At 34.2% G+C, this 26,580-nt stretch carries 27 protein-coding genes and 6 pseudogenes; 27 read left to right on the forward strand and 6 right to left on the reverse strand.

All coding sequences use genetic code 11. The features are described from left to right. Nucleotides 1-117: 117 nt before the first annotated feature. The 5 genes and pseudogenes from MVE64_RS22265 to MVE64_RS28210 all read left to right on the forward strand — a co-directional run bounded on the left by MVE64_RS22265 (nucleotide 118) and on the right by MVE64_RS28210 (nucleotide 5,293). Nucleotides 118-2,228, forward strand: a pseudogene (locus tag MVE64_RS22265) (RNA degradosome polyphosphate kinase). A 127-nt stretch (nucleotides 2,229-2,355) separates the two neighbouring features. Continuing rightward, nucleotides 2,356-2,736 carry a fluoride efflux transporter FluC gene (locus MVE64_RS22270; RefSeq protein WP_247341367.1) on the forward strand — a complete coding sequence of 127 codons (381 nt, stop codon included), beginning with the start codon at nucleotides 2,356-2,358 and terminating at the stop codon, nucleotides 2,734-2,736. After that, the gene (crcB, locus tag MVE64_RS22275) at nucleotides 2,733-3,095 is read left to right on the forward strand and encodes a fluoride efflux transporter CrcB (protein WP_247341369.1); all 363 of its coding nucleotides are present in this window, start codon (nucleotides 2,733-2,735) and stop codon (nucleotides 3,093-3,095) included. Before MVE64_RS22270 ends, crcB begins: the two co-directional genes overlap by 4 nt. 108 nt (nucleotides 3,096-3,203) lie before the next feature. Continuing rightward, entirely contained in the window at nucleotides 3,204-4,793 is a 1,590-nt protein-coding gene (locus tag MVE64_RS22280; protein WP_247341371.1) for a bifunctional diguanylate cyclase/phosphodiesterase, read from the forward strand. Beyond that, nucleotides 4,775-5,293, forward strand: coding sequence for an EAL domain-containing protein (locus MVE64_RS28210; RefSeq protein WP_247341373.1), 519 nt, complete (start codon nucleotides 4,775-4,777; stop codon nucleotides 5,291-5,293). Before MVE64_RS22280 ends, MVE64_RS28210 begins: the two co-directional genes overlap by 19 nt. Nucleotides 5,294-5,303: 10 nt before the next feature. Here the strand turns inward: MVE64_RS28210 and MVE64_RS22290 are convergent, their stop codons facing one another. Then, nucleotides 5,304-6,167 carry a metallophosphoesterase gene (locus MVE64_RS22290; RefSeq protein ID WP_247341375.1) on the reverse strand — a complete coding sequence of 288 codons (864 nt, stop codon included), beginning with the start codon at nucleotides 6,165-6,167 and terminating at the stop codon, nucleotides 5,304-5,306. A gap of 199 nt (nucleotides 6,168-6,366) precedes the next feature. On the opposite strand from MVE64_RS22290, the gene fadH reads away from it, so the two are divergent. From fadH to MVE64_RS22305, 3 genes are all read left to right on the forward strand, one after another. Next, entirely contained in the window at nucleotides 6,367-7,137 is a 771-nt protein-coding gene (gene fadH / locus MVE64_RS22295) for a 2,4-dienoyl-CoA reductase (protein ID WP_247341377.1), read from the forward strand. A 226-nt stretch (nucleotides 7,138-7,363) separates the two neighbouring features. After that, nucleotides 7,364-8,581 carry an EAL-associated domain-containing protein gene (locus MVE64_RS22300; protein WP_247341378.1) on the forward strand — a complete coding sequence of 406 codons (1,218 nt, stop codon included), beginning with the start codon at nucleotides 7,364-7,366 and terminating at the stop codon, nucleotides 8,579-8,581. A gap of 95 nt (nucleotides 8,582-8,676) precedes the next feature. Next, the gene (locus MVE64_RS22305) at nucleotides 8,677-8,916 is read left to right on the forward strand and encodes a hypothetical protein (protein WP_247341380.1); all 240 of its coding nucleotides are present in this window, start codon (nucleotides 8,677-8,679) and stop codon (nucleotides 8,914-8,916) included. A 274-nt stretch (nucleotides 8,917-9,190) separates the two neighbouring features. On the opposite strand, the gene MVE64_RS22310 is transcribed toward MVE64_RS22305, so the two are convergent. Together MVE64_RS22310 and MVE64_RS22315 are read right to left on the reverse strand one after the other, a co-directional pair. After that, nucleotides 9,191-9,433: a glutaredoxin family protein gene (locus MVE64_RS22310; protein WP_425593972.1), complete on the reverse strand. Its 243-nt coding sequence runs from the start codon at nucleotides 9,431-9,433 to the stop codon at nucleotides 9,191-9,193. Nucleotides 9,434-9,460: 27 nt separating this feature from the next. Then, nucleotides 9,461-10,429, reverse strand: coding sequence for an MBL fold metallo-hydrolase (locus MVE64_RS22315; protein ID WP_247341382.1), 969 nt, complete (start codon nucleotides 10,427-10,429; stop codon nucleotides 9,461-9,463). A 309-nt stretch (nucleotides 10,430-10,738) separates the two neighbouring features. Between MVE64_RS22315 and MVE64_RS22320 the strand changes: the two are divergent. From MVE64_RS22320 to MVE64_RS22345, 6 genes and pseudogenes are all read left to right on the forward strand, one after another. Then, nucleotides 10,739-10,976, forward strand: a pseudogene (locus MVE64_RS22320) (YkuJ family protein). A gap of 21 nt (nucleotides 10,977-10,997) precedes the next feature. After that, nucleotides 10,998-11,150: a hypothetical protein gene (locus MVE64_RS22325; RefSeq protein ID WP_098798015.1), complete on the forward strand. Its 153-nt coding sequence runs from the start codon at nucleotides 10,998-11,000 to the stop codon at nucleotides 11,148-11,150. 166 nt (nucleotides 11,151-11,316) lie between these two features. Beyond that, on the forward strand, nucleotides 11,317-11,835 hold the full coding sequence (locus tag MVE64_RS22330) for a ribonuclease H-like YkuK family protein (protein ID WP_121661195.1): 519 nt from the start codon (nucleotides 11,317-11,319) through the stop codon (nucleotides 11,833-11,835). Nucleotides 11,836-11,933: 98 nt separating this feature from the next. Beyond that, nucleotides 11,934-12,119 carry an antirepressor AbbA gene (gene abbA, locus MVE64_RS22335; RefSeq protein ID WP_247341384.1) on the forward strand — a complete coding sequence of 62 codons (186 nt, stop codon included), beginning with the start codon at nucleotides 11,934-11,936 and terminating at the stop codon, nucleotides 12,117-12,119. Between the two features lie 220 nt (nucleotides 12,120-12,339). Then, a complete protein-coding gene (cbpB, locus tag MVE64_RS22340) occupies nucleotides 12,340-12,798 on the forward strand; it encodes a cyclic-di-AMP-binding protein CbpB (RefSeq protein ID WP_247341386.1) in 459 nt (152 codons plus the stop codon). A 62-nt stretch (nucleotides 12,799-12,860) separates the two neighbouring features. Next, entirely contained in the window at nucleotides 12,861-14,378 is a 1,518-nt protein-coding gene (locus tag MVE64_RS22345; RefSeq protein WP_247341388.1) for an MDR family MFS transporter, read from the forward strand. A gap of 11 nt (nucleotides 14,379-14,389) precedes the next feature. Here the strand turns inward: MVE64_RS22345 and MVE64_RS22350 are convergent, their stop codons facing one another. Next, the gene (locus tag MVE64_RS22350; protein WP_247341390.1) at nucleotides 14,390-14,764 is read right to left on the reverse strand and encodes a VOC family protein; all 375 of its coding nucleotides are present in this window, start codon (nucleotides 14,762-14,764) and stop codon (nucleotides 14,390-14,392) included. Between the two features lie 138 nt (nucleotides 14,765-14,902). Between MVE64_RS22350 and ccpC the strand changes: the two are divergent. The 4 genes and pseudogenes from ccpC to MVE64_RS22370 all read left to right on the forward strand — a co-directional run bounded on the left by ccpC (nucleotide 14,903) and on the right by MVE64_RS22370 (nucleotide 18,155). Beyond that, nucleotides 14,903-15,774 (forward strand): annotated as a pseudogene (gene ccpC / locus MVE64_RS22355) (transcriptional regulator CcpC). Nucleotides 15,775-15,893: 119 nt separating this feature from the next. Then, nucleotides 15,894-16,604, forward strand: coding sequence for a 2,3,4,5-tetrahydropyridine-2,6-dicarboxylate N-acetyltransferase (dapD, locus tag MVE64_RS22360; RefSeq protein WP_247341391.1), 711 nt, complete (start codon nucleotides 15,894-15,896; stop codon nucleotides 16,602-16,604). A 55-nt stretch (nucleotides 16,605-16,659) separates the two neighbouring features. After that, nucleotides 16,660-17,790 carry an N-acetyldiaminopimelate deacetylase gene (locus MVE64_RS22365; RefSeq protein ID WP_247341393.1) on the forward strand — a complete coding sequence of 377 codons (1,131 nt, stop codon included), beginning with the start codon at nucleotides 16,660-16,662 and terminating at the stop codon, nucleotides 17,788-17,790. Nucleotides 17,791-17,909: 119 nt separating this feature from the next. Beyond that, nucleotides 17,910-18,155 (forward strand): YkuS family protein, encoded by a 246-nt coding sequence (locus MVE64_RS22370; protein ID WP_098798024.1) that lies wholly within the window; start codon nucleotides 17,910-17,912, stop codon nucleotides 18,153-18,155. A gap of 131 nt (nucleotides 18,156-18,286) precedes the next feature. Here MVE64_RS22370 and MVE64_RS22375 read toward each other — a convergent pair. Beyond that, a pseudogene (locus tag MVE64_RS22375) lies at nucleotides 18,287-19,124 on the reverse strand (mechanosensitive ion channel family protein). 332 nt (nucleotides 19,125-19,456) lie between these two features. Between MVE64_RS22375 and MVE64_RS22380 the strand changes: the two are divergent. The 8 genes and pseudogenes from MVE64_RS22380 to modB all read left to right on the forward strand — a co-directional run bounded on the left by MVE64_RS22380 (nucleotide 19,457) and on the right by modB (nucleotide 24,433). Continuing rightward, entirely contained in the window at nucleotides 19,457-19,999 is a 543-nt protein-coding gene (locus MVE64_RS22380) for a peroxiredoxin (RefSeq protein WP_247341395.1), read from the forward strand. A gap of 54 nt (nucleotides 20,000-20,053) precedes the next feature. Next, the gene (locus MVE64_RS22385; protein WP_247341397.1) at nucleotides 20,054-20,512 is read left to right on the forward strand and encodes a TlpA family protein disulfide reductase; all 459 of its coding nucleotides are present in this window, start codon (nucleotides 20,054-20,056) and stop codon (nucleotides 20,510-20,512) included. A gap of 97 nt (nucleotides 20,513-20,609) precedes the next feature. Continuing rightward, nucleotides 20,610-21,221, forward strand: a complete 612-nt coding sequence (locus MVE64_RS22390) for a molybdenum cofactor guanylyltransferase (protein WP_247341399.1) — start codon at nucleotides 20,610-20,612, stop codon at nucleotides 21,219-21,221. Nucleotides 21,222-21,252: 31 nt separating this feature from the next. Beyond that, nucleotides 21,253-22,532 (forward strand): annotated as a pseudogene (locus MVE64_RS22395) (molybdopterin molybdotransferase MoeA). Then, on the forward strand, nucleotides 22,511-23,035 hold the full coding sequence (gene mobB, locus MVE64_RS22400) for a molybdopterin-guanine dinucleotide biosynthesis protein B (RefSeq protein WP_247341401.1): 525 nt from the start codon (nucleotides 22,511-22,513) through the stop codon (nucleotides 23,033-23,035). Before MVE64_RS22395 ends, mobB begins: the two are co-directional and overlap by 22 nt. Continuing rightward, nucleotides 23,028-23,486 carry a molybdenum cofactor biosynthesis protein MoaE gene (locus tag MVE64_RS22405; protein WP_379050394.1) on the forward strand — a complete coding sequence of 153 codons (459 nt, stop codon included), beginning with the start codon at nucleotides 23,028-23,030 and terminating at the stop codon, nucleotides 23,484-23,486. The genes mobB and MVE64_RS22405 overlap by 8 nt, the downstream gene beginning before the upstream one ends. Then, nucleotides 23,479-23,712 carry a molybdopterin converting factor subunit 1 gene (gene moaD / locus MVE64_RS22410; protein WP_098798032.1) on the forward strand — a complete coding sequence of 78 codons (234 nt, stop codon included), beginning with the start codon at nucleotides 23,479-23,481 and terminating at the stop codon, nucleotides 23,710-23,712. Before MVE64_RS22405 ends, moaD begins: the two co-directional genes overlap by 8 nt. Before the next feature lie 56 nt (nucleotides 23,713-23,768). Further along, nucleotides 23,769-24,433, forward strand: a pseudogene (modB, locus tag MVE64_RS22415) (molybdate ABC transporter permease subunit). A gap of 612 nt (nucleotides 24,434-25,045) precedes the next feature. Here the strand turns inward: modB and MVE64_RS22425 are convergent. After that, the gene (locus tag MVE64_RS22425; protein WP_247341404.1) at nucleotides 25,046-25,225 is read right to left on the reverse strand and encodes an H-type small acid-soluble spore protein; all 180 of its coding nucleotides are present in this window, start codon (nucleotides 25,223-25,225) and stop codon (nucleotides 25,046-25,048) included. Nucleotides 25,226-25,495: 270 nt separating this feature from the next. On the opposite strand from MVE64_RS22425, the gene MVE64_RS22430 reads away from it, so the two are divergent. Further along, nucleotides 25,496-26,437: a phosphatidylglycerol lysyltransferase domain-containing protein gene (locus MVE64_RS22430; protein ID WP_247341406.1), complete on the forward strand. Its 942-nt coding sequence runs from the start codon at nucleotides 25,496-25,498 to the stop codon at nucleotides 26,435-26,437. Nucleotides 26,438-26,580: the final 143 nt, after the last annotated feature.

Genomic DNA, 26,580 nt, shown 5'->3' on the forward strand with positions numbered 1-26,580 from the left:
ATAAGCTAGCTTTATTTACATAAAATTAATAAAAATTTACATAAATTTTACAATTAGAGTAGTACCATAGTGCTATCATGTAAACAGTAGATATTTGTCGAAAAAGGGTGGCTTAAAATGAATACAATAAATAAAAACGCTGTAGATCTACAGAGTCCGCTATATTATAACAACAGAGAACTAAGCTGGCTTGCTTTTAACGAACGAGTTTTGGAAGAAGCACTAGATGAGCGTAACCCTTTACTAGAAAGGTTAAAATTTTTAGCGATATTTAGTTCGAATTTAGATGAGTTTTTCATGGTTCGTGTAGCGGGATTAAAAGACCAAGTAAAAGCAGGTTTTAATAAGCCGGAAAATAAGGCGGGGATGACCCCAAAACAACAACTTAACCAAATTGGCATTCGAACTCACCGCCTTGTTGAAATGCAATATGAAGCTTATAATCACCTTCTGATCCCAAATCTTGATATAGAAGCTATTCAGTTATTAAAGATGGAAGAAGTAGCTTCTGAGCAGCTACAAATTCTTGAGGAATATTTTGACGAACAAATTTTCCCAGTCCTTACTCCAATGGCTGTTGATGCATATCGGCCGTTTCCAATGCTTTTAAATAAAAGCTTAAATCTTGCTATTGTTATCGAGGATAACGATGAATATGAAGAAAATCGCTATAAAACAGCTATTGTTCAAGTTCCTTCTGTTTTAGATCGCTTTGTTAAACTTTCTTCTTCAGGAGCCACTCAATTTGTGTTGCTTGAAGATATTATTAGCAGGTTTATCCATAAACTTTTTAAAGGATATAAGGTGGTTTCTGTATCTGTTTTTCGGATAACTAGAAATGCAGATATGACGATTCATGAAGAAGGTGCTCGTGATTTATTAAAAGAAATTGAAAAAGAGCTGAAAAAACGAAAATGGGGAGCAGCTGTTAGGCTGGAAATTCAAAAACAAGGATTTGATCGTAATATATTACGTTATCTTACAGAAGAACTCGAAATTCATGAAAAAGATGTGTATGAAATAGATGGACCTCTAGACCTAACATTCTTATTTGGTTTTGCAAAAGAAATTTCTAAAGTTAGAGAGGACCTTTTGTTTGAAACACTTATTCCCCAGCCTCCTCGCGATATCGGCTCAGATGAAGATATTTTTGAAAAAGTTTCAGAACAAGATGTTTTCTTGCATCATCCTTATGAATCGTTTGAGCCTGTTGTAGAATTTATTTCTGATGCAGCAGATGATCCAGATGTGCTTGCGATTAAACAAACTTTATATCGGGTTAGTGGTGATTCTCCTATTATTGAGGCGCTTATGCGTGCTGCTGAGAATGGGAAGCAAGTAACAGTTCTCGTTGAGTTAAAAGCTCGATTTGATGAGGAAAATAATGTCCAATGGGTAAGGAGCTTGAAAAAGCGGGATGTCACGTTATTTACGGGATGACATATTTAAAAACTCATAGTAAAATAACTCTCGTTGTTAGAAGAAAAAATAACCGAATTGAGCGATTTGTCCATCTTGGAACAGGTAATTACAATGATCAAACAGCAAAAATATATACAGATATGGGCTTGCTTACATCAAAAAGGAAATTTGGTATTGATGCCACAAATTTCTTTAACTATTTAAGTGGTTATACCGAAAAGCCTGAGTTTCATCATTTATCTGTAGCACCTTTTGACATTCGTAAGGATTTTATTCAACTCATAGATGATGAAATTAATTTCCACAAAAGATTTTCAAACGGGCGGATTATTGCAAAAATGAATTCTTTAACAGATAAAGTCATTATTACAAAGCTCTATGAAGCTTCAAACGCTGGAGTGAAAATTGACTTAATTATTCGAGGAACATGCTGTTTACGTCCGGGAATAAAAGGAGTAAGTGAAAATATAAGGGTTCGCAGTATTGTTGGTAGATTTTTAGAGCATAGCAGAATCTATTTCTTTCACCATAATGGAGAAGAAAAAACATTCCTATCATCCGCTGATATGATGACAAGAAATATGGAGAAGCGAGTTGAAATCTTATTTCCTATTTTTGATGGTCGAATCAAGAAACGCTTAAATCAAGTCCTAATGTCGAATTTAGCTGATAATGTAAAGGCAAGAGAGCAGGACAAAGATGGTGTGTATCATTATGTAACTCGTGAGGTTGAAGATGAACCAATGATCGATAGCCAATTATTACTTTTTGGTCAGGCTTATCGTGTTCTAGAAGATGAAGAATAAATAACATAAAAAAGCAGGACCTTCAAATGACTAACTGAAGGTCTTTTCTTTTTCTTGAAAAGGAACTTTCTTTTGAGATAATAAGAGAAAGTGCTCTTTTTAGAAAGATTAGGTGGAAAGGAACCTTATGATGAAAGAAAAATTTCATAATAGCTTAATTGTTGCAGGCGGAGGAGCAATAGGTTCTACATTCCGATATATGTTTTCTTTCGCTCACTCTTATGGACCATTCTCTACGTTTACAGTTAACATAATAGGTAGCTTTTTATTAGGTTTTTTCACGGTCTTCTTTACAAATCGGGTAGAAAATAAGAAGTCGAAGTTACTTCTTGGTACAGGATTTTGTGGAGGATTAACAACGATGTCAACTTTAAGCTTGGAATTAACGACTATGCCGATACATCAGGCTATTTTGTACCTTATATGTACTCTAATTATAAGCTTCTTATTAGTACTAATAGGAATGAAAATCGCAAGAAATATAGTGAAAAAGGAGACTTCGTCATGATAGCTGCAGCAATTGGCGGTGCTTTGGGTGCATCAGCACGATATTTGATAGGTGAATACATGAATAGTATGTTCAAATCTTCAATGCCTATTTCAATCATGCTAATAAACCTTTTAGGAGCTTTCTTATTAGGTTTGTTTATCAATGTCACATCCGGAAACATTCTATTATTTCTAGCCACAGGGTTTTGCGGAGGCTTTACTACTTATTCTACTTTTAGTATAGAAGCTATACAGTTAGTTCAAGAGAAAAAATATTTATATTTTATTTTGTATCTACTAATAACCATTGTTGGAAGTATTCTTGCAATTATGATAGGTAATTCTTTAACAACTCATTGGGGAGCAGTTGTTAAATGATAACATTATGGTACTATTAAATTAAAGATCCTAGGGATCAAACAAAATTAGTTACCACAGTTATTTTATTGTTAAACATTATAAATAGACATGTACAGGATGATGGGGATGAACGATTTTTTAAACTTAAAAAAAGACTTTAATAACGACAAAAAGCTATCAGTAATTGAGTCGTTTATTTTTCAAATTATTTTAAAGCATATCAATGATTTGATATTTATAATGAAGGTTGAAATTGATGGTTCATTTACTTATTTATTTGTGAATGAAATGGGGAAAATAAGAGCAAAGCTTGACAATAATTATGCGGGGAAGACCTTTTACGACCTCCAACCTGCAAAGATTGCAGATGAATTAAATGAGAAATATACATTTGTGAAAAATCATAAAATGGCAACCACATTTCAAGATAGAGTAAAAGTTGATGAAAACCATTTTGCATATGGTGAAACCATTTTAACACCAATAAAAAATGATGATGCTGATGTTATTTATATTATTGGTGTAACTAGAGATATTTCAGAAAGGGTTCATGAAAAGACCTTGTTAATAGAAAGTCAACAAATGTATAAATCACTTGTTGATTTCAATATGGATGCAGTTTTATCAGTTGATAATGATGGAGTAATCTATTCGTTTAATCATTCTGCTAAAAGAATACTCAAGGTAGACGATGAACATATTAATGTGAGCGTTTTCTCGCTATTTGAATACAGCTATCATCTAGAAATACAGCATGCATTTCAACGATCTATTAATGGAGAATCTTCTGAAGGAGAAGCGGTTCTTATTCAAAAGCAAATCAGATTAAATGTTCATTATAAAACAGTGCCTATTATGATAAATGAAACAGTAAGTGGAATCTTTTTTATATTAAGGGATATCACAGAGAAGGTAAAGCATGCGGAGCTAATTGAGCACCTTGCATATCATGATTCTCTTACTGGATTGTATAATCGAAGTGCGTTAAAAAAGGACTTGCCTAAAGTAATGGAGATTTCTAAACAAAATCAAACACCTCTGGCTTTAATGTTTATGGATTTAGACCGCTTTAAAATGTTAAATGATACTCTTGGACATAATAATGGTGACCAAATCTTAATAGAGGTTGGGAAAAGGCTGTTAAGTATAAACTCTCCTGAATTTAATGTATACCGTCATGGAGGAGATGAATTCATCATTGTTTTGCCATCATCTAATGTAGAAGTGGCAAGCAAGGTTGCCACACAAATTCTGGATATGTTTAAAGACCCTTTTTCTATCAATGATAACTTATACTATGTTTCCATTAGCATAGGTATAAGTATATATCCCGATGATTGTCAGGATGAAGACTCATTAATCATGAATGCGGATAAAGCACTATATGTTGTAAAGCAAAGAAGCAGGGCACAATATCAACTTTATCATAAGGGTATGGATAAAAATACCAACGAGTTATTATCTATGGAAACTGCTCTAAGAAGGTCTATAGGAAACAATGAATTAAAATTGCATTATCAACCACAAGTTGACTTGCATACAAATGAGATCGTAAGCTATGAAGTATTATTGAGATGGGAAAATTCACACTTAGGAAGTGTTTCGCCTGCTAAATTTGTGCCCATTGCCGAGGAGTCAGGATTGATTATTTCTATAGGCGAATGGGTAATTGAGGAAGCCTGCAAACAGCTTATGCAATGGAAAAAGAAGGTTTAGGTGAAATTGTACTAGCCATAAATCTGTCAGCTAAGCAATTTGAACAACCTTATTTAGTAGAAAAAATAAAGAGCTTATTTAGTGAGTATTATATAAATCCTAATCAAATTGAATTTGAGATTACAGAAGGTGCCTTACAAAATGTAGATGAAGCATTGCATATTATGAGTAGGTTAAAAAAAATTGGAGTAGCTATTTCAATTGATGATTTTGGCACAGGATATTCTTCCCTAATGTATTTAAAACAATTTCCTATTGACTCCTTAAAAATTGACCAATCATTTATTCGAGAAGTGTTAACCGATCAAAAAGATGAGGCAATCGTCAAAACAATCCTTTCTATCGCTGAAAATTTAGGGAAAATCTTAGTAGTAGCAGAAGGAATTGAAACGTTGGAGCAGTTGAATTTTTTAAAAACGCTAAACTGTCAAAAGGGACAAGGTTTTTACTTTAGCAAACCAATCCCACCCGTAGAAATCACCAATAGGCTGAAGGATTAGATCCTTTAGCCTATTTTAATGAGTGGAGTGTAAACTGAGTTAATTCTGGAACAGATAAAAACCTAAACGGAAGTCTAGTTGTGCCTAATCCCCTATTAACATAAAGCTTCATCTTTTCCACATCATATAAACCCTCAATATATTCAGTAGCATAAGGCGGTGTAATTAGCGGTCCAATAAAGGGCAGTTGAATTTGTCCGCCATGACTATGACCTGAAAGCTGTAAGTGAACAGGATACTTTTTTGACTCAAGTGCTGCATCTGGTTCATGAGCTAATAGAATATTAAACATATCTTTATTTAAATTTCCTAATGTTGCATCATAATTGGGTTTCCCAAGCATAAGGTCATCAATTCCTGCAATGGCTATTTTACTACCATCAACCATTTTTACATTTGCAACCTCATTTTGTAATAATGTAAACCCAGACATTGTTATAACATTTCGATAAATATCAGTACCGTAACCACCATGGTCATGATTCCCGTAAACAGCGTATTTTCCAAATGGTGCCTCTAGCTTTTCAAGAACAGGAACAATTTTATTTATTTTCTCATATTGATTTGGTTCGTCCATTAAGTCACCCGTGAAAAGCAATAAATCAGGAGAAAGAGAATTTATTTCCTTCACAATTGTTTCTAGTCGTTCTAATGTGAAAAATTCACTTAAATGTGTATCGCTAAATTGTACGATTTTAAAACCTTCGAATGCTTTTGGGATGTTTGGATGTGAGAGTGAAAGAATGTTTTTATCTAAAAAAGTAGGCTCAATATACCTGGCATATGTATAACCACCTGCTGCTGTTAAAAAGCTTACAAAAGAAAAGGAAAGAAGACCTTTTAAAAAAGATCTTCTTGAATATAATTTTGTCATGTTTCTACCAACCATTTCTCCGTGTTTTATTCATATATATTAAGTCATTTTATATTTTTACGTCCGTACCTGAAAAAATTCTTCAAAACAAGTATATCATGCTTCAATTTAAAGAACCATTTCATACTATTTAAATAGTAACAGAAGTGTAATTATGTTAAGATATGAATGAATGGTCATTCATTACACAAGGGGGAAAATGATTATGAAGGATAATGTTATCATTGTTACAGGTGGCTCAAGTGGGATGGGAAAAGCTATGGCAAAACGGTTTGCTGAAGATGGTGCTAAGGTTGTTATAATTGGTCGAACGCTAGAAAAACTGAATGAAGCGAAAAATGAGATTCAAACATATGATGGACAGGTCCTTCCAATACAACTTGATGTAAGAGATCCTGAAAAAATATCAGAAATGATTCAGCAGGTTGATACTAAATTTGGAAAAATTGATGGATTTGTTAATAATGCTGCAGGGAATTTTATCTGCCCTGCTGAAAATCTTTCTATAAATGGTTGGAAGGCCGTAATAGATATTGTGTTAAACGGGACATTTTATTGTTCTTCCGCAATCGGAAAGTACTGGATTGAGAAAAAAGTAAAGGGATCAATTTTGAATATGGTGGCTACATATGCATGGGGAGCAGGGGCAGGTGTTATTCATTCAGCTGCTGCAAAGGCTGGAGTGCTTTCAATGACAAGAACACTTGCTGTTGAATGGGGCAGTAAATATGGGATTAGAGTTAACGCTATCGCACCTGGTCCAATTGAAAGAACAGGTGGAGCTGATCGTTTATGGGAATCAGAGGAAGCTGCTGAACGTACTTTAAATAGTGTGCCACTAGGCCGATTAGGAACTCCGGAAGAAATTGCAGTGCTCTCAGCATTTTTATTATCAAATGAAGCATCTTATATAAACGGTGAATGCATCACAATGGATGGCGGTCAATGGTTAAATCAACGACCATTTTAAATGTGATAATTCAAAACTTAATTTGAAGTCTGAGTATTTGATAAGATGGCTGTCAATTCCTTTTAGTAATGAAGGTGTTTTGGCAGCTTTATTGCTCCCTTTTTAATATCTTTGAAGCCTTAATCAATTTGCAAAAAAATTCCTTTAGTTGCAATTTTGCCTAATCTTTTCAGGACTATGCTATAATATGATTACTTTCTAGATAGATATAGGTGAGGGGATTGCAATGGATCCGTTAGACGTTTTAACGAATTTGGATAAAGTATTTCCAAACTATCAGGCAATTTTCAGTGCTGATGAACAAACAGTTATTGGATATGAAGTATTAGGAAGAATAAAAATCAATGATCAAATAGATAGCCTTGGCTCATTTTTTCATGATGAAAGTATTCCAGATGAATATCGGATTGAAGTCGATGATCATTTACTACATATAGCAATAGATGAATTTTTAAAGCTTAATAACCAAGAACTGATGCTATTCATTAATCGAGATGCAAATTTGCTTATGCTAGATCATGGTGAAGATTTTTTGCATACTTTAATAGAAAAACAAGAAAAAGGATTACACTTAAATCAAATTGTACTGGAAATTACAGAGCATAATTTTCTAGGAGATATTGAACAACTGTATCATCTTTTACTTTATTACAGAACTTATGGTATTAAAGTTGCTATTGATAATATCGGGAAGGCAGGTAGCAATTTAGATCGAATTGGCCTTTTAACACCTGATATATTGAAAATAGATTTACAGCCTCTCCGATTGACTTCACCACTTCAATCTTATTATGATGTTCTTTATTCAATTTCTTTGTTAGCACGGAAAATTGGGGCAACTCTTTTATACGAAGATATTGAAGTTAATTTTCAGCTTCAATATGCATGGAAAAATGGTGGGAGATATTATCAGGGATACTTTCTAAACAAACCAACTCGTAACTTTATTGAGAGAGACGATTGTAAAGAAAGGCTCAGATTAGAATTTCAGCGTTATATAAGCTCTGAGAAGAAAAAACTAGAAGGATTATATAACTTTACTGAACAGTTTAACCTAAGAGTCCAGCAAATGCTTAATAAAATTGGTAAGCAATATACTGATTATAAACAATTACTTGAACAACTCTCAAATGAGTTAGACGATTGTTGTTTTCGTATATATATTTGCGATGAAGATGGATTTCAGCAATCCGTTAATATATTCAAAAAAGATAATTGGGAAATCCAACCTCAGTATTATTTGAAAAATTGGAGTTGGAGACCATACTTTTTAGCAAATATTATAAGAATGAGATTTGATCAAAAGGGATTTTTAAGTGATGTTTATAGTGACATAGAGACTGGTGAGCTGATTAGAACTTTTTCGTATCCATTGGATCAAAATCAGTATCTTTTTATTGATTTATCCTACGAGTATTTATATGAGGCAGATGGTTTATTATAAATTTTTCACTATTAACTGGTTATTATTCATTGAGGTACTATAAGAATAATTTGCAGGTAATGAGTCATCCTATTTATAGAAGGGGTGACAGCAAGATGACCTACTTATCAATGGTACTCGGTGTGATAGCATTGCTTATTTTAGCTACAAGCTTGATTTATACATTCAAGGTAGGAAGGCTTGTAAGTGAAAGAAAAGCGAAATATGACACTCAAATTAATGAAAAGGTTCAAGATCATCCTTACACTCGCAACCCAGTATTTCTAACTTATTTGATTGCAGCTGTTCTCTCGCTTGCATATATTTTTTATTTGGCATTTACAATATCATGGTAAAAACAGCGGACAGGTTTTCCGCTGTTTTTTTTAGAAAATTATTAAAAAAACGTTGACAATGAAACTGATAATCATTATCATTATAATCAAGAAAGAAAATAAAACAATCTAGAACTACATAAAACATTTTTACGAAGGTGAGACCCTTTTTCATCACCTTAGAATGTGCTTGTAGGAACTTGATTAGTCATTAAACTCTCGATTTTCCCCAAACCCCTTTTAATAGACGGAAAAAGCTTGGCTGGTCACCAAGCTTTTTTTCTTTCTTGATTCTTCAGTTTTCAATCTCCAATAATTTTTCAAGCTTTTGCAAATCAAAACCTGTTACTACTGCATCATCAACTGTAACAGTTGGTGTGGAAGTAGATTGTAATTCATTGATTAGTGTGTTTCTTGCATCTAAGTCTTTTGAAACATCTTTTTCAAGATAGGAAATCTGATGATGATCTAAAACTTCTTTACCACCTGACATGGCGGACAACTTGGTTGAGTATAAACTGTAACTTTTTTCATTCATATCCCCCTGACATTTTTATATAGATTTTTACTTTTTGTGTTCAAGTTTATAAATGTAATCAACAAGGCCTTGAGCACAAACTGATAAATCAAGTAATACCATATCATGAACATCATTTGAAAGTGTAGCTTTTTGTTCAGCTAACACTTGAGAAACAAGGTTTTCTAATTCAATATTTACCTGTTTACTTGCTTGTTGAATGGTTTCAAAGCTCTTGTTAGTAAGAGTTTGTTGAGCTGTTTGTAAAAATCGAGGTAACCACTTCCTCAATTCATTAATTACCTGGTTTGGATTTTTACTGACTCCATAATGACTAAAATAAATTGAACTTACATTTAAATTTTCAATCATTTTTGCAGAACGAAGCATTGCTTCCGGGTCAAATTGATTAGGTGATGTAGAAGGTAGATAAAATTCCTTATTGTTTTCAGATAGAACTCCATAAAAAACCCCTATCGTGTCCCCAGTAAATATTCCATTGCTTACAGAATCATGAATACTAAAATGATGATTTGCATGACCTGGAGAATCATAAAAGGTTAGAGTACAGTGATTACTTAATTCAAGAGTATCAAGATGTTTCTTAATTATTATTCGATCTTCAGCAATTGGAAGTACTGGATGGAACAAACGATCAAAGCTTTCACCGTAGACTGCTCTTGCACCAGCAATTAATCTTGAGGGATCAATCATATGCCTAGCACCTTTTGGATGGACAATAAGCTTTGCATTGGGACACTTTTCTAAAAGTAATCCTGCTCCACCGGCATGGTCTAGATGAATATGTGTTACAATAATAAAGGCTATTGATTCAAACGGAATGTTTAGCTCGTTTAGTCCTTCTAGGATATGAGGTACTGAAGGGCTTGCTGACGGTTCAAAAAGGACTACCTGTTTTTCATCCTGTAGAACATAGCAACTTGTTCTACCTTGCATTCCTAAATCCATTGTGTCGATGATTGTTATTCGATCATTAATCTTTTTTGTGAGTGCCAAAATTAATTTCCCCCTTGGTTTAAACACGAATTTTTTTGACTGACGAGGGTGAAAGTGATTTCCTAGCAATTAATATCAAGGCAGTTTTTGTTGCTTCAATTGTGTTGTTGATATTAATAAATCAACGTTTGTCAATACTATGACAATTTCCTTGGAAATCATTATATACATAGTGTAAAATTGATATGGCACAAAGTAAAGATACTGATTATTGAATCGTTGTTTAGTGGATAGAATGTATGGTAGAGTAAAACAATAAAATATGAGGAATTAGTTATACGTTAACTCTTCCGGAAGGGGGATATTCTAGTGTCACAACTTTTAGGTATTATTACAAGACTTCAAAATTTACAAGAAAATGCGGGGGCTTGGAGAACCAGTTCAACGTTTTTTTGAAGTAGAAGGTGAAAAACGCTGTAGTGTAAAATATTTTGATAAAAACAGCACGTTTGAACTTGAGGTTTATCAAAAGGGTGAAAAACCTCAATCTTACCAGTTCGACAATATTGATATGATTGCGATGGAAATTTTTGATCTCCTCCAGTAACTAATGGAGTAAGGAGGCAAAATGAGAAAAGAGCCTTTTGTTATTTGTCCATCATGTCATGGACAAGGACCACTATCAGAATCATTAACAGCTCAATCTAATCAAAATGTTATCTTTACGTGCGCTCATTGTCATGCAACCATTAAAAACATTGAGACTAGTAAAGGAAAGTAGCCATGCCTTAAGGTATGGCTACTTTTTTTCTGCGTTAATTATACGTTTGCTATGAGTTAGTTAGAATTAATGAGAAATACTCATAATATTCCTTGTTTAATACATATAGTGAGGTAGAAGGGAAAAACTCTTTTGAAAAATGAAATCATTGACAAGGAGATGTGACATGAACGAATCTTTCACCTTTTATAATGTCTCTGAGAAGAATATGTCCTTCCAAACTGTAATTGAGCGTATAAAAGGCTTTATGTTAAAGGATCCACGTTCACTTTATGTATTGTCAATTGGTTCAGACTCACATGTTCATCAAACAGAGACTAAGTTTATAACAGCCATACATGTACATCGTGTTGGTAAAGGTGCATGGGGATGTTTAAAGTACCATAGTGTGAACAGGCCAATTTCGAGTATTCGTGAAAAAATTTCGATGGAAACTGCACTTAGTCAAGAAATTGCTTACTACTTTACTTCTCAATATTTAGAACAGTTAACAGATGTATTAATTCCATTTTCAGATGAAGGAGCAGATTTAGTTTTTGAAATTCATCTTGATATAGGAAGAAAAGGATTAACAAAGGAGTTAATTCAGGAAATGACAGGTCGCATAGAAGCGATGGGAATTGAAGCGAAAATAAAACCAGATTCTTACACAGCATTTAGTTACGCAAATCGATATACAAAATAATGGGAATTTAGTATTATTGTCGAAACTTGCGTTTGACTCCCTGCTTTTGAATTGATTATGCTTAGGGAAAGCAATCCATTTCATGGGGGGATTCTTCAATGGAGACAATTGATAGATTATCGTATGATGAGCAAAAGCTTTTAGTAGAAACGCTATTAAGACAAGATTACGCTATAGAATTAATTAGCAGTGAAATAAATGATATTGAATCAGGTTTAAAACAGGTGGATGAAGGATTTTATCATCAACTTAAGTTGTTATATGACAGATTGAGAATAAAATAGTTATTCTCTACTTAAAATAGAAAGATTAAAAGTGGATACTCATTTAATGAGTATCATTTTTTTATTTGTTCCTAAGTTTAAGAAGATCTATATTGCTGCTGAATGAGTGTTAGAAAAGATCAAATGAAACATATACAATAGCTTTTATGATATGATAGATTTGGATTATTCATTACCTCTTTTATAATATAGAAAAGTTTTTTAGAGAGGAAGAACAGCTATGTTTAGTATTGACGCCAATGAGTTAATGGGTTTAACCATTAGAGATTTAATGATTCCTGGGGATAAGGTAGCACATGTTCAAATTGGAAATAATTTAGAGCATGCTTTACTTGTTTTAACTAAGACAGGGTACACAGCCATTCCTGTTTTGGACCCAACTTTTAAGCTTCACGGTCTTATCGGGATGAATTTAATAATGGACAATATCTTTGGTCTAGAGAGGATAGAATTTGAAAAATTAGAAAATATGAAAGTAGAAGAAGTGATGAATACAGAAATACCAAGACTCTTTTTAAATGACTCTTTAGAAAAAGGACTGGATCTTGTTGTAAACAATCCTTTTATTTGTGTGCAAAATGAGGAGAAGATATTCGAAGGGATTTTTACAAGAAGGGCAATTTTAAAGCAATTAAAGAAACATATTCATCTATTAAATAATAATCAACATAATAAATAGAAATTCTTAAGCGGTGTAAAAATTTACACCGTTTTCATATTACATAAAAGGCGGATCAAGCAATGGGAGAAGGAAAAGAATTTTTAACATTTAGGCAAAGAAATTCTGGAATAACAAAAAGACCATATGTATTGGCTACTGTTATGTTAGCTATGTTTATGGCGGCAATTGAAGCAACAATTGTTGCAACAGCTATGCCGGCAATTGTTGCAGAACTTGAAGACTTTTCTTTATATAGCTGGGTGTTTTCGTCATATCTATTAATGAATGCTGTTACAGTCTTAATATATGGAAAATTATCTGATATTTTCGGACGAAAACCAGTATTAACTGTTGGGATTGTTATTTTTTTAATTGGTTCTATTCTTTGTGGATTAGCGTCATCAATGGAATGGCTTATATTTGCCCGTTTTGTTCAAGGATTTGGAGCAGGTGCAGTAATGCCGATCGCATCAACTATTGTAGGAGACATTTATACAAAAGAAGAACGGGCCAAAATACAAGGTTACTTATCAAGTGTGTGGGGAATCTCGGCTATCATGGGGCCGGCAATTGGTGGTTTATTAGTCGAATTTGTAAGCTGGAGATTTGTTTTCTGGATTAACGTTCCATTAGGAATATTAGCGATAATTGGATTATATTTATTTCTACATGAGGAAATTGAAAAGAGTAAGCCAAAAATTGATTATGTTGGTGCCTTTCTTTTAACGTTATTTGTAACTACATTTATGTTTATTCTTGTAGAAGGAGGAGTGCGTTGGGACTGGCTATCAGGGCCTATTGTCAGCCTGGCATTACTCTCGCTCCTAAGTTTGGTGATTTTTGTTTTTTATGAGCGTAAAGTAGATGATCCGATGATGCCATTTGAGCTTTGGCGTGAGCGCTCAATTTTAATAGCAAACTTAACTTCGTTAACAACTGGAATTATATTAATCGGCTTATCGACGTTTTTGCCTACCTTTGTTCAAGGTGTGATGGAGGAAAAACCAATCATTGCTGGGTTAACATTGACAACAATGTCCATTGGCTGGCCAATAGCTGCGACAATTTCAGGAAAAGCCATATTGTCAATTGGCTTCCGTACAACCTCCATCTTGGGAGGAGTTTCTCTTATTTTAGGAAGTATTGTGTTTACGATACTATCTGGAAGTGATAGTCCATTATTGGCTGCGTTTGGATCTTTTCTGATAGGGATTGGGATGGGGTTAACAACTACTGCTTTTATAGTCTCCATTCAAAGCACCGTTTCTTGGAACACAAGAGGCGTTGCAACTGCTACTAATATGTTTATGAGAAATGTCGGTAGTACAGTAGGTGCTGCTCTTTTAGGAGGAATTTTAAATAGTCAGCTTCTTGCGTTTTATTCAAGTAAAGGTGTTGAGGATGAAATGAATCTTGACTCGACTACTATGTTACTCGATGATCAGCAAAGAAACGAACTAACAGCACAGGCTAGATCTCTTTTACAGGAAGGACTTGAGATTGCTTTAAATGATGTTTATTGGGTAGTATTTGGGTTTGCGGTTTTAAGTTTTTTGTTCATATTATTTTTACCTAAAAAGCAAAAGGCTGATGTGTAAGCATCAGTCTTTCAGTCATCAATTCTTTGTAATAATTCAATTCTGTTGTTAAAAGGATCAAAGCATGAAAATCTAACAATCCCGGGAATAGGTGTATCTTCTTTAATAGGAACCTGGTAGTGTTCCAAGTGCTTTCTTGTTTCCGTAATATCTTCGACAATAAATGCTGGATGACGCTTGCTTGTTATTGCATCAAACTCCTCTACTCCTATATGAAGAAAAGCATCGCCTGCACAACACCAAAAACCGCCGTTTTTCTTCAGACTCTTCGGTTTTTCAATTTCCTCAAAGTTTAATATATTAAGGTAGAATTCACGAGCGGTTTCTTCTTGATCAGTAGGGACACATATTTGAATATGATCAAGTCCTGTTATTTTCAATGTCATAAAACAATTCCCCTTTTCTGGTGAAATTATTACTTTACAAACCCTTTATTCATCCTTATCATACAATTAAAATCAATATAATAAAATTAGATATTCTTTGATACATATTATAAGAAAAACTTATAAAGTAGGTGCTATATGCAAACATCAGAGCTTAGGATGCTTGTTGTTTTATCAGAGGAAATGAATATGAGAAAAGCTGCTGAACGTCTATTTGTTTCACAGCCAGCTTTATCACAGAGATTGCAAACAATTGAAAAATCGTGGGGAATACAAATTTTTGTTCGTTCTCAAAAAGGGTTAACACTAACTCCAGCCGGTGAGAAAGTCATACAATATGCACGTGAAGTCGTTTTGAAAGAGGAGAAAGTAAAGGAACAAATATTAGAATTAGAAGGAGAAGTTCATGGCACGTTGAAGCTTGCTGTAGCCTCTATAATAGGTCAGCATTGGTTGCCAGGTGTTTTAAAAACATATGTAAGAAAATATCCACATGCAAAAATATCTCTTATTACTGGATGGAGCAGCGAGATTTTAAGAAGTATGTACGAAGATCACGTGCATTTAGGTATTATTCGAGGAAATCCAGATTGGAAAGGTATCAAGAGGCATTTATTAACAGATACTTTGTATTTAGTAGACACAGAAATTAACAATATAGAAGATGTTCTACATACAGAAAGACCTTTTATTCAATTTAAGAGTGATTCGTCTTATTATCAGGAAATTCAGGATTGGTGGCACAGACAATTTCATACTTCACCTAAAAGAACAATTGTTGTTGATCAGATTGAAACTTGTAAACAAATGGCTCTTAATGGAATCGGTTACGCGATTCTTCCATCTGTTACCCTTAAAGAAGAACAGCAGGATGTTTATAGAATTCCACTTCTAGATGAAGATGGTAAACCTATTGAAAAGATACATGGTTGTTAGGTTTTGAATCGTCATTTGAATTAAAACAAGTTAAAGCGTTTTTAGAAGTAGTGGAAGAGTATAAAAAAACTTGAAATTTGTTTTGAAACATAAAACATAACCGTCTACATGACAAATTTAGCAGATGGCTTGTCAACCGATGAATCCTTTGATACAGTAAAGAATGACTGAAATGTACAAGGAGGATATACATATGAAAATGATGGATGCAAATGAGATTATCTCATTTATACAAAACAGTACAAAATCAACACCTGTAAAAGTTTACGTAAAAGGAAATCTTGAAGGTGTAAACTTTGGTGATTCTGCGAAAACATTTATTACTGGAAACACTGGTGTAGTTTTCGGAGAGTGGGCAGAAATTCAAGAAGCGTTAGAAAATAACAAAGATAATATTGAGGATTATGTTGTAGAAAACGATCGACGTAATTCTGCAATTCCTTTACTTGATCTTAAAGGTATTAAAGCACGTATTGAGCCTGGCGCAATCATTCGTGATCAAGTTGAAATTGGTGATAATGCGGTTATTATGATGGGGGCTTCAATCAATATCGGTTCTGTTATTGGTGAAGGGACAATGATTGATATGAATGCTACACTTGGTGGTCGTGCGACTGTAGGTAAAAACTGTCATATCGGTGCTGGATCTGTATTAGCGGGTGTTATTGAGCCACCTTCTGCAAAACCAGTTGTTATTGAAGACGATGTTATGATTGGAGCTAATGTTGTTGTACTTGAGGGTGTAACAGTTGGTAAAGGTTCCGTTGTTGGTGCAGGTTCAATCGTAACGAAAGATGTTGAGCCTTACACAGTTGTTTACGGTGCTCCTGCTCGTAAAATTAAAGATATTGACGATAGCACAAAATCAAAAACTGAAATAATGCAAGAATTAAGACAGCTATAAGAACAAAAGGCGTGGATCATGATCCGCGCCTTAAGTATAGAGAGGAATGGTCGTATTGGGGAAAGAACATCTCATTCAAATTCGCAGGGATCTTCATCGTATCCCAGAGATTGGTTTCCAGGAATTCAAAACACAGCAATATTTACTAGATTTATTAAATAAGCTGCCACAAGACCGTTTGGAAGTAAGAACATGGAAAACAGGAATTTTTGCGTTAGTAAAAGGGACGAACCCTAAGAAAACAATTGGCTACCGAGCGGATATTGATGGCTTGCCAATAACTGAGGAAACCGATTATGATTTCCAATCTGAACATCCTGGTTTTATGCATGCATGTGGACATGATTTGCACATGACAATTGCAATCGGAATTCTTATGCATTTTATTGAAAATCCTATTTCTGATTCTGTTTTGTTTTTATTTCAGCCAGCAGAAGAGGGTCCTGGTGGAGCGGAACCAATGTTAAATAGTGAAATTGCCCAAGAATGGAGACCGGACATTATTACTGCACTTCATATTTCTCCTGAGCTTCCAGTAGGTACAATTGCGACAAAACCTGGTTTGCTTTTTGCTAATACCTCCGAATTGTTCATAGATCTCAAAGGAAAAGGTGGACACGCTGCATATCCTCATACAACAAATGATATGGTTGTTGCGGCTTGCTCGCTTGTTACTCAGCTGCAATCAATCGTTGCTCGTAATGTCGATCCATTAGATAGTGCAGTTATTACGATTGGAAAAATAACTGGTGGAACAGTCCAGAACATTATAGCTGAAAATGCTAGATTGGAAGGAACCATTCGAACGCTTTCAGTTGAATCAATGGATAGGGTAAAGGAAAGAATTGAAGCAATCGTAAAAGGAACAGAAATTGGATATTCATGTCAAGCCAAAATTGATTATGGATCTATGTATCATCAAGTCTTTAATGATGAAGCACTAACAACAGAATTTATGGATTATATATCTAAAAATACGTCTTACCATGTAAATGAGTGTTCAGAAGCAATGACTGGTGAAGATTTTGGTTATATGGTTGATCAAGTTTCCGGATTCATGTTTTGGCTTGGGGTTAATTCATCATACGGATTACATCATGCAAAACTTCAACCAGATGAAGCAGCAATTGATGTTGCAGTAAATGTTATGAGTAAATATATTTCGTTCAAAGCAACCCAATCATAATGATTGGGTTTTTAAATGTCAAAATAGACAAGGTTGAGTTATATAGTTAAAAAACGAAAAAGAATTAAAGTATATTTTATCCAACCATGTACACAATACATGTAGGAGGTGGATAAATTATGGCAAAAATCGGTGTAGAACAATCACTATCTGATGTAACTTCTGCTTTACAAGAAAAAGGCTATGACGTTGTCCAATTAAAAAATGAAAATGATGCAAAAGGTTGTGACTGCTGTGTCATTACAGGACAGGATTCTAACGTAATGGGAATTAGTAATGTAGTGACAGCTGGATCTGTTATTCAGGCAAGCGGTATGTCTGCTGATGAAATCTGTCAGCAAGTTGAAAGCAAAATCAACCGTTAGTAAAAGCTATGTGGCAAGTGATTAGATTCGTTTTTCATCTGTATCACTTGCCCTCTTTAAGATTAGTTAATAATGTAAGAACATAAAAAGGGTACCTAAAAAAATTAGGATACCCTTCTTTACTCTAAATATTACTGACTCTTTTTCTCAACATATACTTGATGTGGAAATGGAATTTCGATTCCGTTTGCGTCTAGAGCCTCTTTCATTGCTTTACGTAATTTACGTTCAACAGCCCCATTGCTGCATGTTTTCAGTCTTTGCAAGCACACGAATGACAACGTCAGATGCACCTAATGCTTGGACACCGAGTACGTTTGGCCCCTCTACAACAGTGTTATCCTCAGCTGCAAATTTGTCACATACATCTTGTAAAACAGTAATGGCTTTATCAATATTATCATCATAAGAGATTCCAATATCTATTAATGCTCTCATATTTCCACGAGAATGGTTACTTACATTTGTGATTTCACGGTTTGGAACATAATGAAGTGTCCCATCAAATCCTCTAATTTGAGTTGTTCGTAACCCTACTTGTTCAACAACACCGTCAAAACCAGCTACAGTAACATAATCTTCTACATCAATTTGCTTTTCTAGTAACAGAAAGAATCCGGTTACGACATCACTAACTAATCCTTGTGCACCAAAACCAATTGCTAGCCCAACAACACCTGCACCAGCAATTAATGCAGATGCATTATAGTTAAATACCTCAAAAATCATGACAACAAAAATGAAAACTAACACATATGAAAACACATTTAGTGAAAGACTTTGGAGAGTTAAAGCTCGACCTGATGAAATATTGTCACGTTCTTGTAAACGTTGAAACATTCTTCGAATAATTTTGTTTCCGATTGCTTTTATGATTAGAAAAGCAATGATAATTCCTATAAGTTTTAAAATAATAATTCCTGCTTCAGTCATTAATGATGACCAATCAATTTCCTCGAACCAATCCATTGTACAACATCCTTTCTCGAAATAGAGGTCCTTTCAATACTGCACGCAACCTGTTATTACGCTCTAATTTTTGAAAGAAAGAACAAGTTATTTATACCCTACTTCTACTATGTTAAACATATTTTGTGTAAAAATGAAGGAATTTAGCTTATTTTGACTAAAATGATATGGTCTTTTAGAAAGCAATCAATGCGCTTTTGCATGAAATTCTTAAATCGTGACAATAATGATAGTGGTAAAAACTATAACCCTAATGAGTGTAAATTAACTGTAACGCAAGATTACATAATAGTTGAATTTTTAAAAATATGGTTTTTTCGGAGGTATAAAATATGGGTGAACGTATGGTGGGAAAACAAGCACCTCGATTTGAGATGGATGCAGTAATGGATGACAAAGAATTTGGAAAAGTTAGTTTAGAGGAAAATATGAAAAATGACAAATGGACTGTACTTTTCTTTTATCCAATGGACTTTACTTTTGTCTGTCCTACAGAAATAACGTCCCTATCTGATCGATATGAAGAGTTTGAAGATTTGGATGCTAAAGTAATTGGTGTTTCAACAGATACGATTCATACCCATCTGGCATGGATTAAGACTGATCGTAAAGATAATGGTTTGGGAGATTTAAACTATCCATTAGCAGCTGATACGAACCATTCTGTTTCCCGCGATTATGGTGTGTTAATTGAAGAAGAAGGTATTGCACTTCGTGGGTTGTTTATTATTAATCCAGAAGGTGAAACTCAATATGCTGTTGTTAACCATAACAATATTGGCCGTGATGTTGATGAAACACTACGTGTATTACAAGCTCTTCAAACAGGTGGACTTTGCCCGGCTAACTGGAAACCAGGTCAATCAACTCTATGATCCCGGGTATAATAATCATTACTTTCAATTTCCAATATGCTTGGGGGGTACAAAATGAAATTACGTGAACCGATGCCTGAGTTAAACGGTGCAACGAAATGGCTCAATGGCCAAGTATCAAGAGAGGATTTGGTTGGAGATAAGCCGACTCTGATCCATTTTTGGTCAATTAGCTGTCACTTGTGTAAAGAAGCAATGCCTGCTGTGAATGAATTCCGCGATCAATATTCTAAGAAATTAAACGTTTTAGCTGTTCATATGCCTCGTTCTGAGGATGATTTAAATATTGATGAAATAAAAAAAGTTGCAGCTGAGCATGATATCACTCAGTCAATCTTTGTTGATAATGAGCATATACTAACAGATACTTTAGAAAATCAATATGTTCCTGCCTATTATGTTTTCGACAGGGAAGGAAAGCTTCGACATTTTCAAGCTGGTGGCAGCGGAATGAAAATGCTAGAAAAACGGGTGAATCGTGTTCTAGCTGAATTAGAATCATTTGCAGAGTAAGATATTAGATTATTTTAACCTGGTCGGTTACCATGAAGGTAGCTGACTTTTTTGTTTGAATCATTAGTAAAGATTTTTATAAAGGGGTGGGTAAGAGTTGATTGAAACATTAGGTGTTTTACTCGCTGGAGGTCAATCACGTAGATTCGGAAGTCCAAAAGCATTTGCTACATACAAAGGTAAGGAATTTTGGGAATATTCCTTACAAGCACTCAAAAGTTCGACAGAAAGCCAAGCAATTATAAGTCACCCTAGCTTAATAGAAAAATTCAAAAAACAAACGAATATAAAAGTTTTGTATGATGATCCAATAGTACAGGGGAAAGGACCGCTTGCTGGAATTTATACTGCAATGAAAGATGAAAAAGCTGAATGGTTTGTGTTTCTTTCCTGTGATATTCCTTTAATAACAGATAAAGTGTTATCAACACTCCTAACATATAGAAGTGAAGGTGCAAAAATAATTATCCCTAAAATAAATGGCGAACTTCATCCGTTAATAGGAATCTATCACTATTCAATACAGTCTGTTGTAGAGAAGCAGCTATTAAACAATGAGCTAAAGATGATGTCATTGTTTGAAAAGGTCCCAGTTTATTATGTCTTACAACATCAATTAGGTGTAGAATCTAAAATATTTAGTAACATAAACTCACCAAATGATTATGTTGAAATTCTAAAAAATGATAAAATAGCAGAATCTGATTAAACTTACTATTTTATTTACCGGAGTGGAAATGATGATAGAAAAAAGAAAGCCTTTGGCTGTAAAAGAAGCAATTAATCAAGTAATGGAGTATTCTGTAGTTGGTAAGGGTGAAAAGGTAACACTTCAAGAAAGCTATGGTCGTTTTTTGGCAGAGGATCTTATTGCAGATCATCCTGTACCACCTTTTGATCGTTCTCCATATGATGGTTACGCGATAAGATCTATCGATACTATACATGCTCAAAGTGATCATCCTATTGAATTTGAAGTAATTGATGAGATTGGTGCAGGAAGTGTTAGTGATTATACACTAGGTAGGATGCAGGCAATTCGTATTATGACTGGTGCACAAATGCCGGTAGGAAGTGATGCGGTTGTTATGTTGGAATTAACGAAAATGTTTCAACAAGATAATAAGTCTTTTATGTCGATTAAACGACCTTTTAAAAAGGGAGACAATGTGTCATTCAAAGGAGAAGATACACCAGAAGGTAGCGTATTAGTAAAAAAAGGTACATATATAACCCCTGGTGTTATAGCATTGCTAGCAACATTCGGCTATGAAAAGGTTTCTGTAGTAAAAAAGCCTAAAATTGGAATTATTGCTACAGGTAGTGAATTACTAAATGTTGGGGAGCCGCTTGTTCCTGGTAAAATAAGAAATAGTAATTCATATATGATTGAAGCTCAAGCTAGACGAAGCGGATTGCACCTGTTTTTCTGGGGAAACTTGTTGATGATCTTGAAAAATGCTATGATGCGATCGCAAGTGCCTTAGAAAAGGTAGATTTCTTGATTACAACGGGGGGAGTTTCCGTTGGTGACTATGATTATTTGCCTGAAATTTATAAACGTTTAGGTGCAAATGTTCTTTTCAATAAAGTAGCGATGAGACCAGGAAGTGTAACAACAGTAGCTGAGTTGAATGGAAAATTATTATTTGGACTGTCAGGCAACCCGTCTGCATGTTACGTTGGTTTTGAGTTATTTGTACGTCCTATTGTTCGGATCTTTTTAAACTCAAATCATCCGCATCTTCAAAAGGTTACTGCAACCTTAGGAGAGGATTTTCCAAAGCCAAATCCTTTCACTCGCTTTGTTAGAGGGGTTATCTCAATGGAAAATGGGCAGGTACTAGCTACACCAGTTGGATTAGACAAATCCAATGTCGTTACATCACTTGCTGAAGCAAATGCTTTTATTGTTTTACCAGGAGGAACAAGAGGATATAAAGCAGGAGATACAGTTGATGTCCTTTTAATTGAAGATCAAACAGGAAGTGAACAACCTTGGGCAGAATCCTTCAAGTAGTCGGGTTTCAAAATAGTGGAAAAACGACATTTGTAACGGAATATATTAAAGCTTGTGTAGAAGCGCATTTAAAAGTAGGCACAATTAAGCATCATGGACATGGGGGAGCATCCCTTCATCATGATCAACAAAAAGATACAGGAAAGCATCGTCAAGCAGGAGCCCATGTTTCACTTGTTGAAGGCAATGGATCGTTTATTTTGTCTACAGACAAGTTAAGTTTAACTCTCACACAAATGATTATATTATATAATATGTTTGAACTAGACGTGATATTAGTTGAGGGTTTTAAATTTGAACGATATCCGAAAGTTGTTCTACTTCGAGGAGAAGAAGATATTGACCTGTTAGATAAGCTTGAAAATGTTTGTTGTATTCTAGCTGGCTTTCCTTTACCGAAAATTTACAGCGGAAAATTCAGGATTTATTCTAACATGTATGAGTGTATAAACTGGTTAATAAATACTAAAGCAGGTGAATATATTGACAATTCCAATGTTTGAGATTGTAACAAATCCAATTTCAGTAAAAGAAATGACAAATAAGGTAATACGCAGGGAAGCGGGCGCAGTAACAACGTTTATTGGAACGGTAAGGGAATTTACATACGGTAAACGAACATTATCATTAGAATATCAAGCTTATGAAAAAATGGCTGTGAAAATGCTTGCTCAAATAGGTCAAGAAATAAATGAAAAATGGGAGAATTCAAAAGTAGCGATTACACACAGGATTGGAAAATTAGAGATTTCTGATATTGCTGTTGTTATTGCGGTTTCAACACCACATCGTAAAGATGCGTATGAAGCAAATGAATATGCAATAGAACGAATTAAACAAATTGTCCCAATCTGGAAAAAAGAAATATGGGAAAACGGCGAAGCATGGATTGGTGATCAATTAGAAAAAACACCATATCCAAGTGGAAAGCCATTGGAGGATAAACATGATTAAAGTACTTTTATTTGCTCACTTACAAGAAAAAATTGGAACGGACAATATTGTTATTGAAAAAAACTCACTAACGGTTAAAGAATTAAGAGATTTTGTTAGTCAAACGTATGAAGTAGGGTCACTTGAAAATGTTATGGTTGCTGTAAATGAAGAATATGCACTTGAAGAAGATCTTGTACAGGCAGGAGATACTGTTGCGTTTATACCACCTGTTAGTGGTGGATGACACCATCAGTTTAGGAATCACTATAGACAAGATGTGTATTAAATGGGGAATAAATTATGACATATGAATTTTGGGATCCTATTTTCCTATCAGTGAGAACTGCTTTAATTGCCAGTGTTTTTGTTCTATTAATGGGTACTTTAATAGGCAGGTTTATGGCAAAATCTTCATTTAAAGGAAAAATGTTAGTTGAAACAGTATTGATTTTACCACTGGTTTTGCCGCCTTCTGTTATTGGCTTTTTCTTGATCATTATATTTGGAATGAACAGTCCTATAGGTCGAGTGATTGAGAACATTTTTAATGAAACCATTATTTTCACTTGGTGGGCGGGGGTTATTGCTGCTGCGGTTGTGGCTTTTCCCCTTATGTATCAAGTCACAAAAGCTGGATTTGAACATGTTGACACCGATATTGAAAATGCTGCACGTGTAGACGGAGCTGGTGAAAGAGGAGTTTTTTTCTTGTCTCCCTTCCGTTAACAATAAAATATATTTTTACTGGTTTCGTTTTAAGTTTTACTAGAGCGTTAGGTGAATTTGGGGCAACTCTTATGTTTGCGGGAAATATACCAGGAAAAACGCAAACAGTTTCAACTGCCATTTATATTGCGATAGATAGTGGGAAAATGGACCTTGCATGGTTATGGGTATTGTCGATGATCCTTATATCCTCGATCATGTTATTGATTGTTCAATGGATGAATAAGAAAGCACATTGATGTTACTGGTGATTTGACAGTTATAGGAAAAAAGGTTATTATAGAATTTAGTGCTTGAAAACCTTTGATATTTTAGTGTTGTGTGAGTGATCAAATTAGCAAAAAGTAGATGTTAATCAATTCACACTGGCGCGGACTAGGAGCCGTAAGGACGAAAGAGAGGTAGGCTTTCGTTGTTTTGAAAATTCAGCAATTTTTATAAATAAAATATAGACTATTTTTTATTATAACTAACGAAATATGGAGCTGCTTCATTCACATATTATAAAGAATATCTATATCAACCATTGATATTCTCTATAATATGTGAATTTGATTTATTTCCGGTACGAGTAAACCTGTATTAAAAAATCTTTGGAGGTACTACTTTTGAAAACAATTTGTAGTGTAAAAATGCTTAATTCAGAAAAAGGTTTCGGATTTATAGAAGTTGTAGAAGGTAACGATGTATTTACTTACTTCAATACTAATAATTGAGAAGGTTTTGAGTTATTAACGGACTAACAATCTCTTGTTAGTCCATTTTTGTTAGGGGTAAACTTATAGAATGGGTGAGTCTTTTTAAAAAGACTTACGCTTGTTTTTCATTTCCTAGACTTTTTTAGTCATAACTTATAGTTCGGTTAAACGAACAACTGGTACGTTTTTTTCTGCTTGAGGGTTGTTTATCGGAAAGATACGTGCAGTTTCTTGCTCTTCGTTCACAGATTGTATGTAGATGGATTCTCCTTCAAATTGAACATTCACCATTTCACCCATACTTGAGATTTCTTTTGCGCGATTTACATTCATATTATCAACTCCACTTGTATTTGATAAAATCCTTTTTATGAAAGTTTTACGTTAAATCCAAGAAAATCCCTTTTGTTTTTTCCTTCATAATTGGTTGAAGGGGTTGTATTACAGTCATCATATGGCGATAGAACTTTCACAATAAGTATATTTTTACGTTCTCCGATTATAAGAAAACTATGCTAGAATAAACTGATATTTTAAATATATTTTCTCACGGTGTGAGATGTGTTATCTTGTATAGAGAGAAAAGGGGGATTAGGGTAATTGATGAGCGCTATTATATTTTTACTATTTTTCTTCATTAGTATTGCAGTCATTTATTTATATTCTAACCAACAACCAATAAGTGAGAATGTTTTTAGTAGTTCTTTCATTCTGTCTGTTATGAAAAAATATGGTGGGACCACCCTTTCGCATCTTCTCCTATTAGAGGATAAACAGGTGTTTCAAGCGCAGGGGGGTTCTGTCCTAATTTCGTATAGAAAAAAGGGAAGAAGACTTTTTATCCTTGGTGATCCGTTTGGTGATAAGGGGAAAATTGAAGAAGGTTTAAATGAGTTTTTTTCTTATGCATCTAAAAGAAAATTAACACCGGTCTTCTATCAGGCAAGTGAAAAATATATTTCATTTTATGAAAAACACGGTTACCGAGTGTTTAAAGTCGGAGAAGAAGCTAAAGTGAATCTTAAAAGCTTTGTAATTGAAGGGAAAAAGTTCGGCAATATCCGAAATATTAAAAATAAATTTACAAAAGACGGATATATCTTTTCGGTTGCTCATCCACCGTTCTGTTCCAGTCTTTTAGAAGAAATGAAATCTGTTTCAAATGAATGGTTGAATGATCGAAAAGAAAAAGGTTTTTCTGTAAGTTCATTCTCCGAGGAATATATTAGTTATTTTCCGGTATCGCTCTTTCGTGATCCAAATGGACGTTTAATTGCCTTTGCAAGTCTGCCATCTGATTACCAAAAAGAAGAAACATTAAGTATTGATATAATGAGATATCGAAATGATAGTAGAGGTGCCATGGATATGGTGTTTGTATCAACGATTCTTTGGGCAAAAGAAATGGGTTATACATCATGTAGTCTTGGAATGTCCCCATTATCAAATGTGGGCGTTGACAATAACTCACCTTTTCAAGAGAAAATAGCCCGATATGCCTTTTTGAATGGATGTAAATTTTATAATTTTAAGGGCTTTGCGTAGGTATAAAGCTAAATTTGCCACCGATTGGTCACCTCGTTATTTAGTTTATAAAAAGTCCTTATTATTTTTGCTGATTTTTCAACTCATTTTAATTGTACAAAAAGAGCCAATACACAAATTTTCTTTTATAAAGAAGAAGATTT

It is taken from the genome of Metabacillus endolithicus (genome assembly GCF_023078335.1).
GTDB lineage: Bacteria > Bacillota > Bacilli > Bacillales > Bacillaceae > Metabacillus > Metabacillus endolithicus.

What these genes read in the sequence shown, in the direction of transcription:
- MVE64_RS22305 (WP_247341380.1), top strand. Translation starts at nt 8,677, where the DNA reads ATGACCTACTTATCAATGGTACTCGGTGTGATAGCATTGCTTATTTTA.
- MVE64_RS22280 (WP_247341371.1), top strand. Translation starts at nt 3,204, where the DNA reads ATGAACGATTTTTTAAACTTAAAAAAAGACTTTAATAACGACAAAAAG.
- MVE64_RS22330 (WP_121661195.1), top strand. Translation starts at nt 11,317, where the DNA reads ATGAACGAATCTTTCACCTTTTATAATGTCTCTGAGAAGAATATGTCC.
- MVE64_RS22385 (WP_247341397.1), top strand. Translation starts at nt 20,054, where the DNA reads ATGAAATTACGTGAACCGATGCCTGAGTTAAACGGTGCAACGAAATGG.
- abbA (WP_247341384.1), top strand. Translation starts at nt 11,934, where the DNA reads ATGGAGACAATTGATAGATTATCGTATGATGAGCAAAAGCTTTTAGTA.
- MVE64_RS22310 (WP_425593972.1), bottom strand. Translation starts at nt 9,433, where the DNA reads ATGAATGAAAAAAGTTACAGTTTATACTCAACCAAGTTGTCCGCCATG.
- MVE64_RS22380 (WP_247341395.1), top strand. Translation starts at nt 19,457, where the DNA reads ATGGGTGAACGTATGGTGGGAAAACAAGCACCTCGATTTGAGATGGAT.
- MVE64_RS22350 (WP_247341390.1), bottom strand. Translation starts at nt 14,764, where the DNA reads ATGACATTGAAAATAACAGGACTTGATCATATTCAAATATGTGTCCCT.
- MVE64_RS22290 (WP_247341375.1), bottom strand. Translation starts at nt 6,167, where the DNA reads ATGACAAAATTATATTCAAGAAGATCTTTTTTAAAAGGTCTTCTTTCC.
- MVE64_RS22430 (WP_247341406.1), top strand. Translation starts at nt 25,496, where the DNA reads ATGAGCGCTATTATATTTTTACTATTTTTCTTCATTAGTATTGCAGTC.
- dapD (WP_247341391.1), top strand. Translation starts at nt 15,894, where the DNA reads ATGAAAATGATGGATGCAAATGAGATTATCTCATTTATACAAAACAGT.
- cbpB (WP_247341386.1), top strand. Translation starts at nt 12,340, where the DNA reads ATGTTTAGTATTGACGCCAATGAGTTAATGGGTTTAACCATTAGAGAT.
- MVE64_RS22425 (WP_247341404.1), bottom strand. Translation starts at nt 25,225, where the DNA reads ATGAATGTAAATCGCGCAAAAGAAATCTCAAGTATGGGTGAAATGGTG.
- MVE64_RS22270 (WP_247341367.1), top strand. Translation starts at nt 2,356, where the DNA reads ATGATGAAAGAAAAATTTCATAATAGCTTAATTGTTGCAGGCGGAGGA.
- MVE64_RS22345 (WP_247341388.1), top strand. Translation starts at nt 12,861, where the DNA reads ATGGGAGAAGGAAAAGAATTTTTAACATTTAGGCAAAGAAATTCTGGA.
- MVE64_RS28210 (WP_247341373.1), top strand. Translation starts at nt 4,775, where the DNA reads ATGGAAAAAGAAGGTTTAGGTGAAATTGTACTAGCCATAAATCTGTCA.
- MVE64_RS22405 (WP_379050394.1), top strand. Translation starts at nt 23,028, where the DNA reads ATGTTTGAGATTGTAACAAATCCAATTTCAGTAAAAGAAATGACAAAT.
- fadH (WP_247341377.1), top strand. Translation starts at nt 6,367, where the DNA reads ATGATTATGAAGGATAATGTTATCATTGTTACAGGTGGCTCAAGTGGG.
- MVE64_RS22300 (WP_247341378.1), top strand. Translation starts at nt 7,364, where the DNA reads ATGGATCCGTTAGACGTTTTAACGAATTTGGATAAAGTATTTCCAAAC.
- MVE64_RS22370 (WP_098798024.1), top strand. Translation starts at nt 17,910, where the DNA reads ATGGCAAAAATCGGTGTAGAACAATCACTATCTGATGTAACTTCTGCT.
- MVE64_RS22325 (WP_098798015.1), top strand. Translation starts at nt 10,998, where the DNA reads ATGAGAAAAGAGCCTTTTGTTATTTGTCCATCATGTCATGGACAAGGA.
- crcB (WP_247341369.1), top strand. Translation starts at nt 2,733, where the DNA reads ATGATAGCTGCAGCAATTGGCGGTGCTTTGGGTGCATCAGCACGATAT.
- moaD (WP_098798032.1), top strand. Translation starts at nt 23,479, where the DNA reads ATGATTAAAGTACTTTTATTTGCTCACTTACAAGAAAAAATTGGAACG.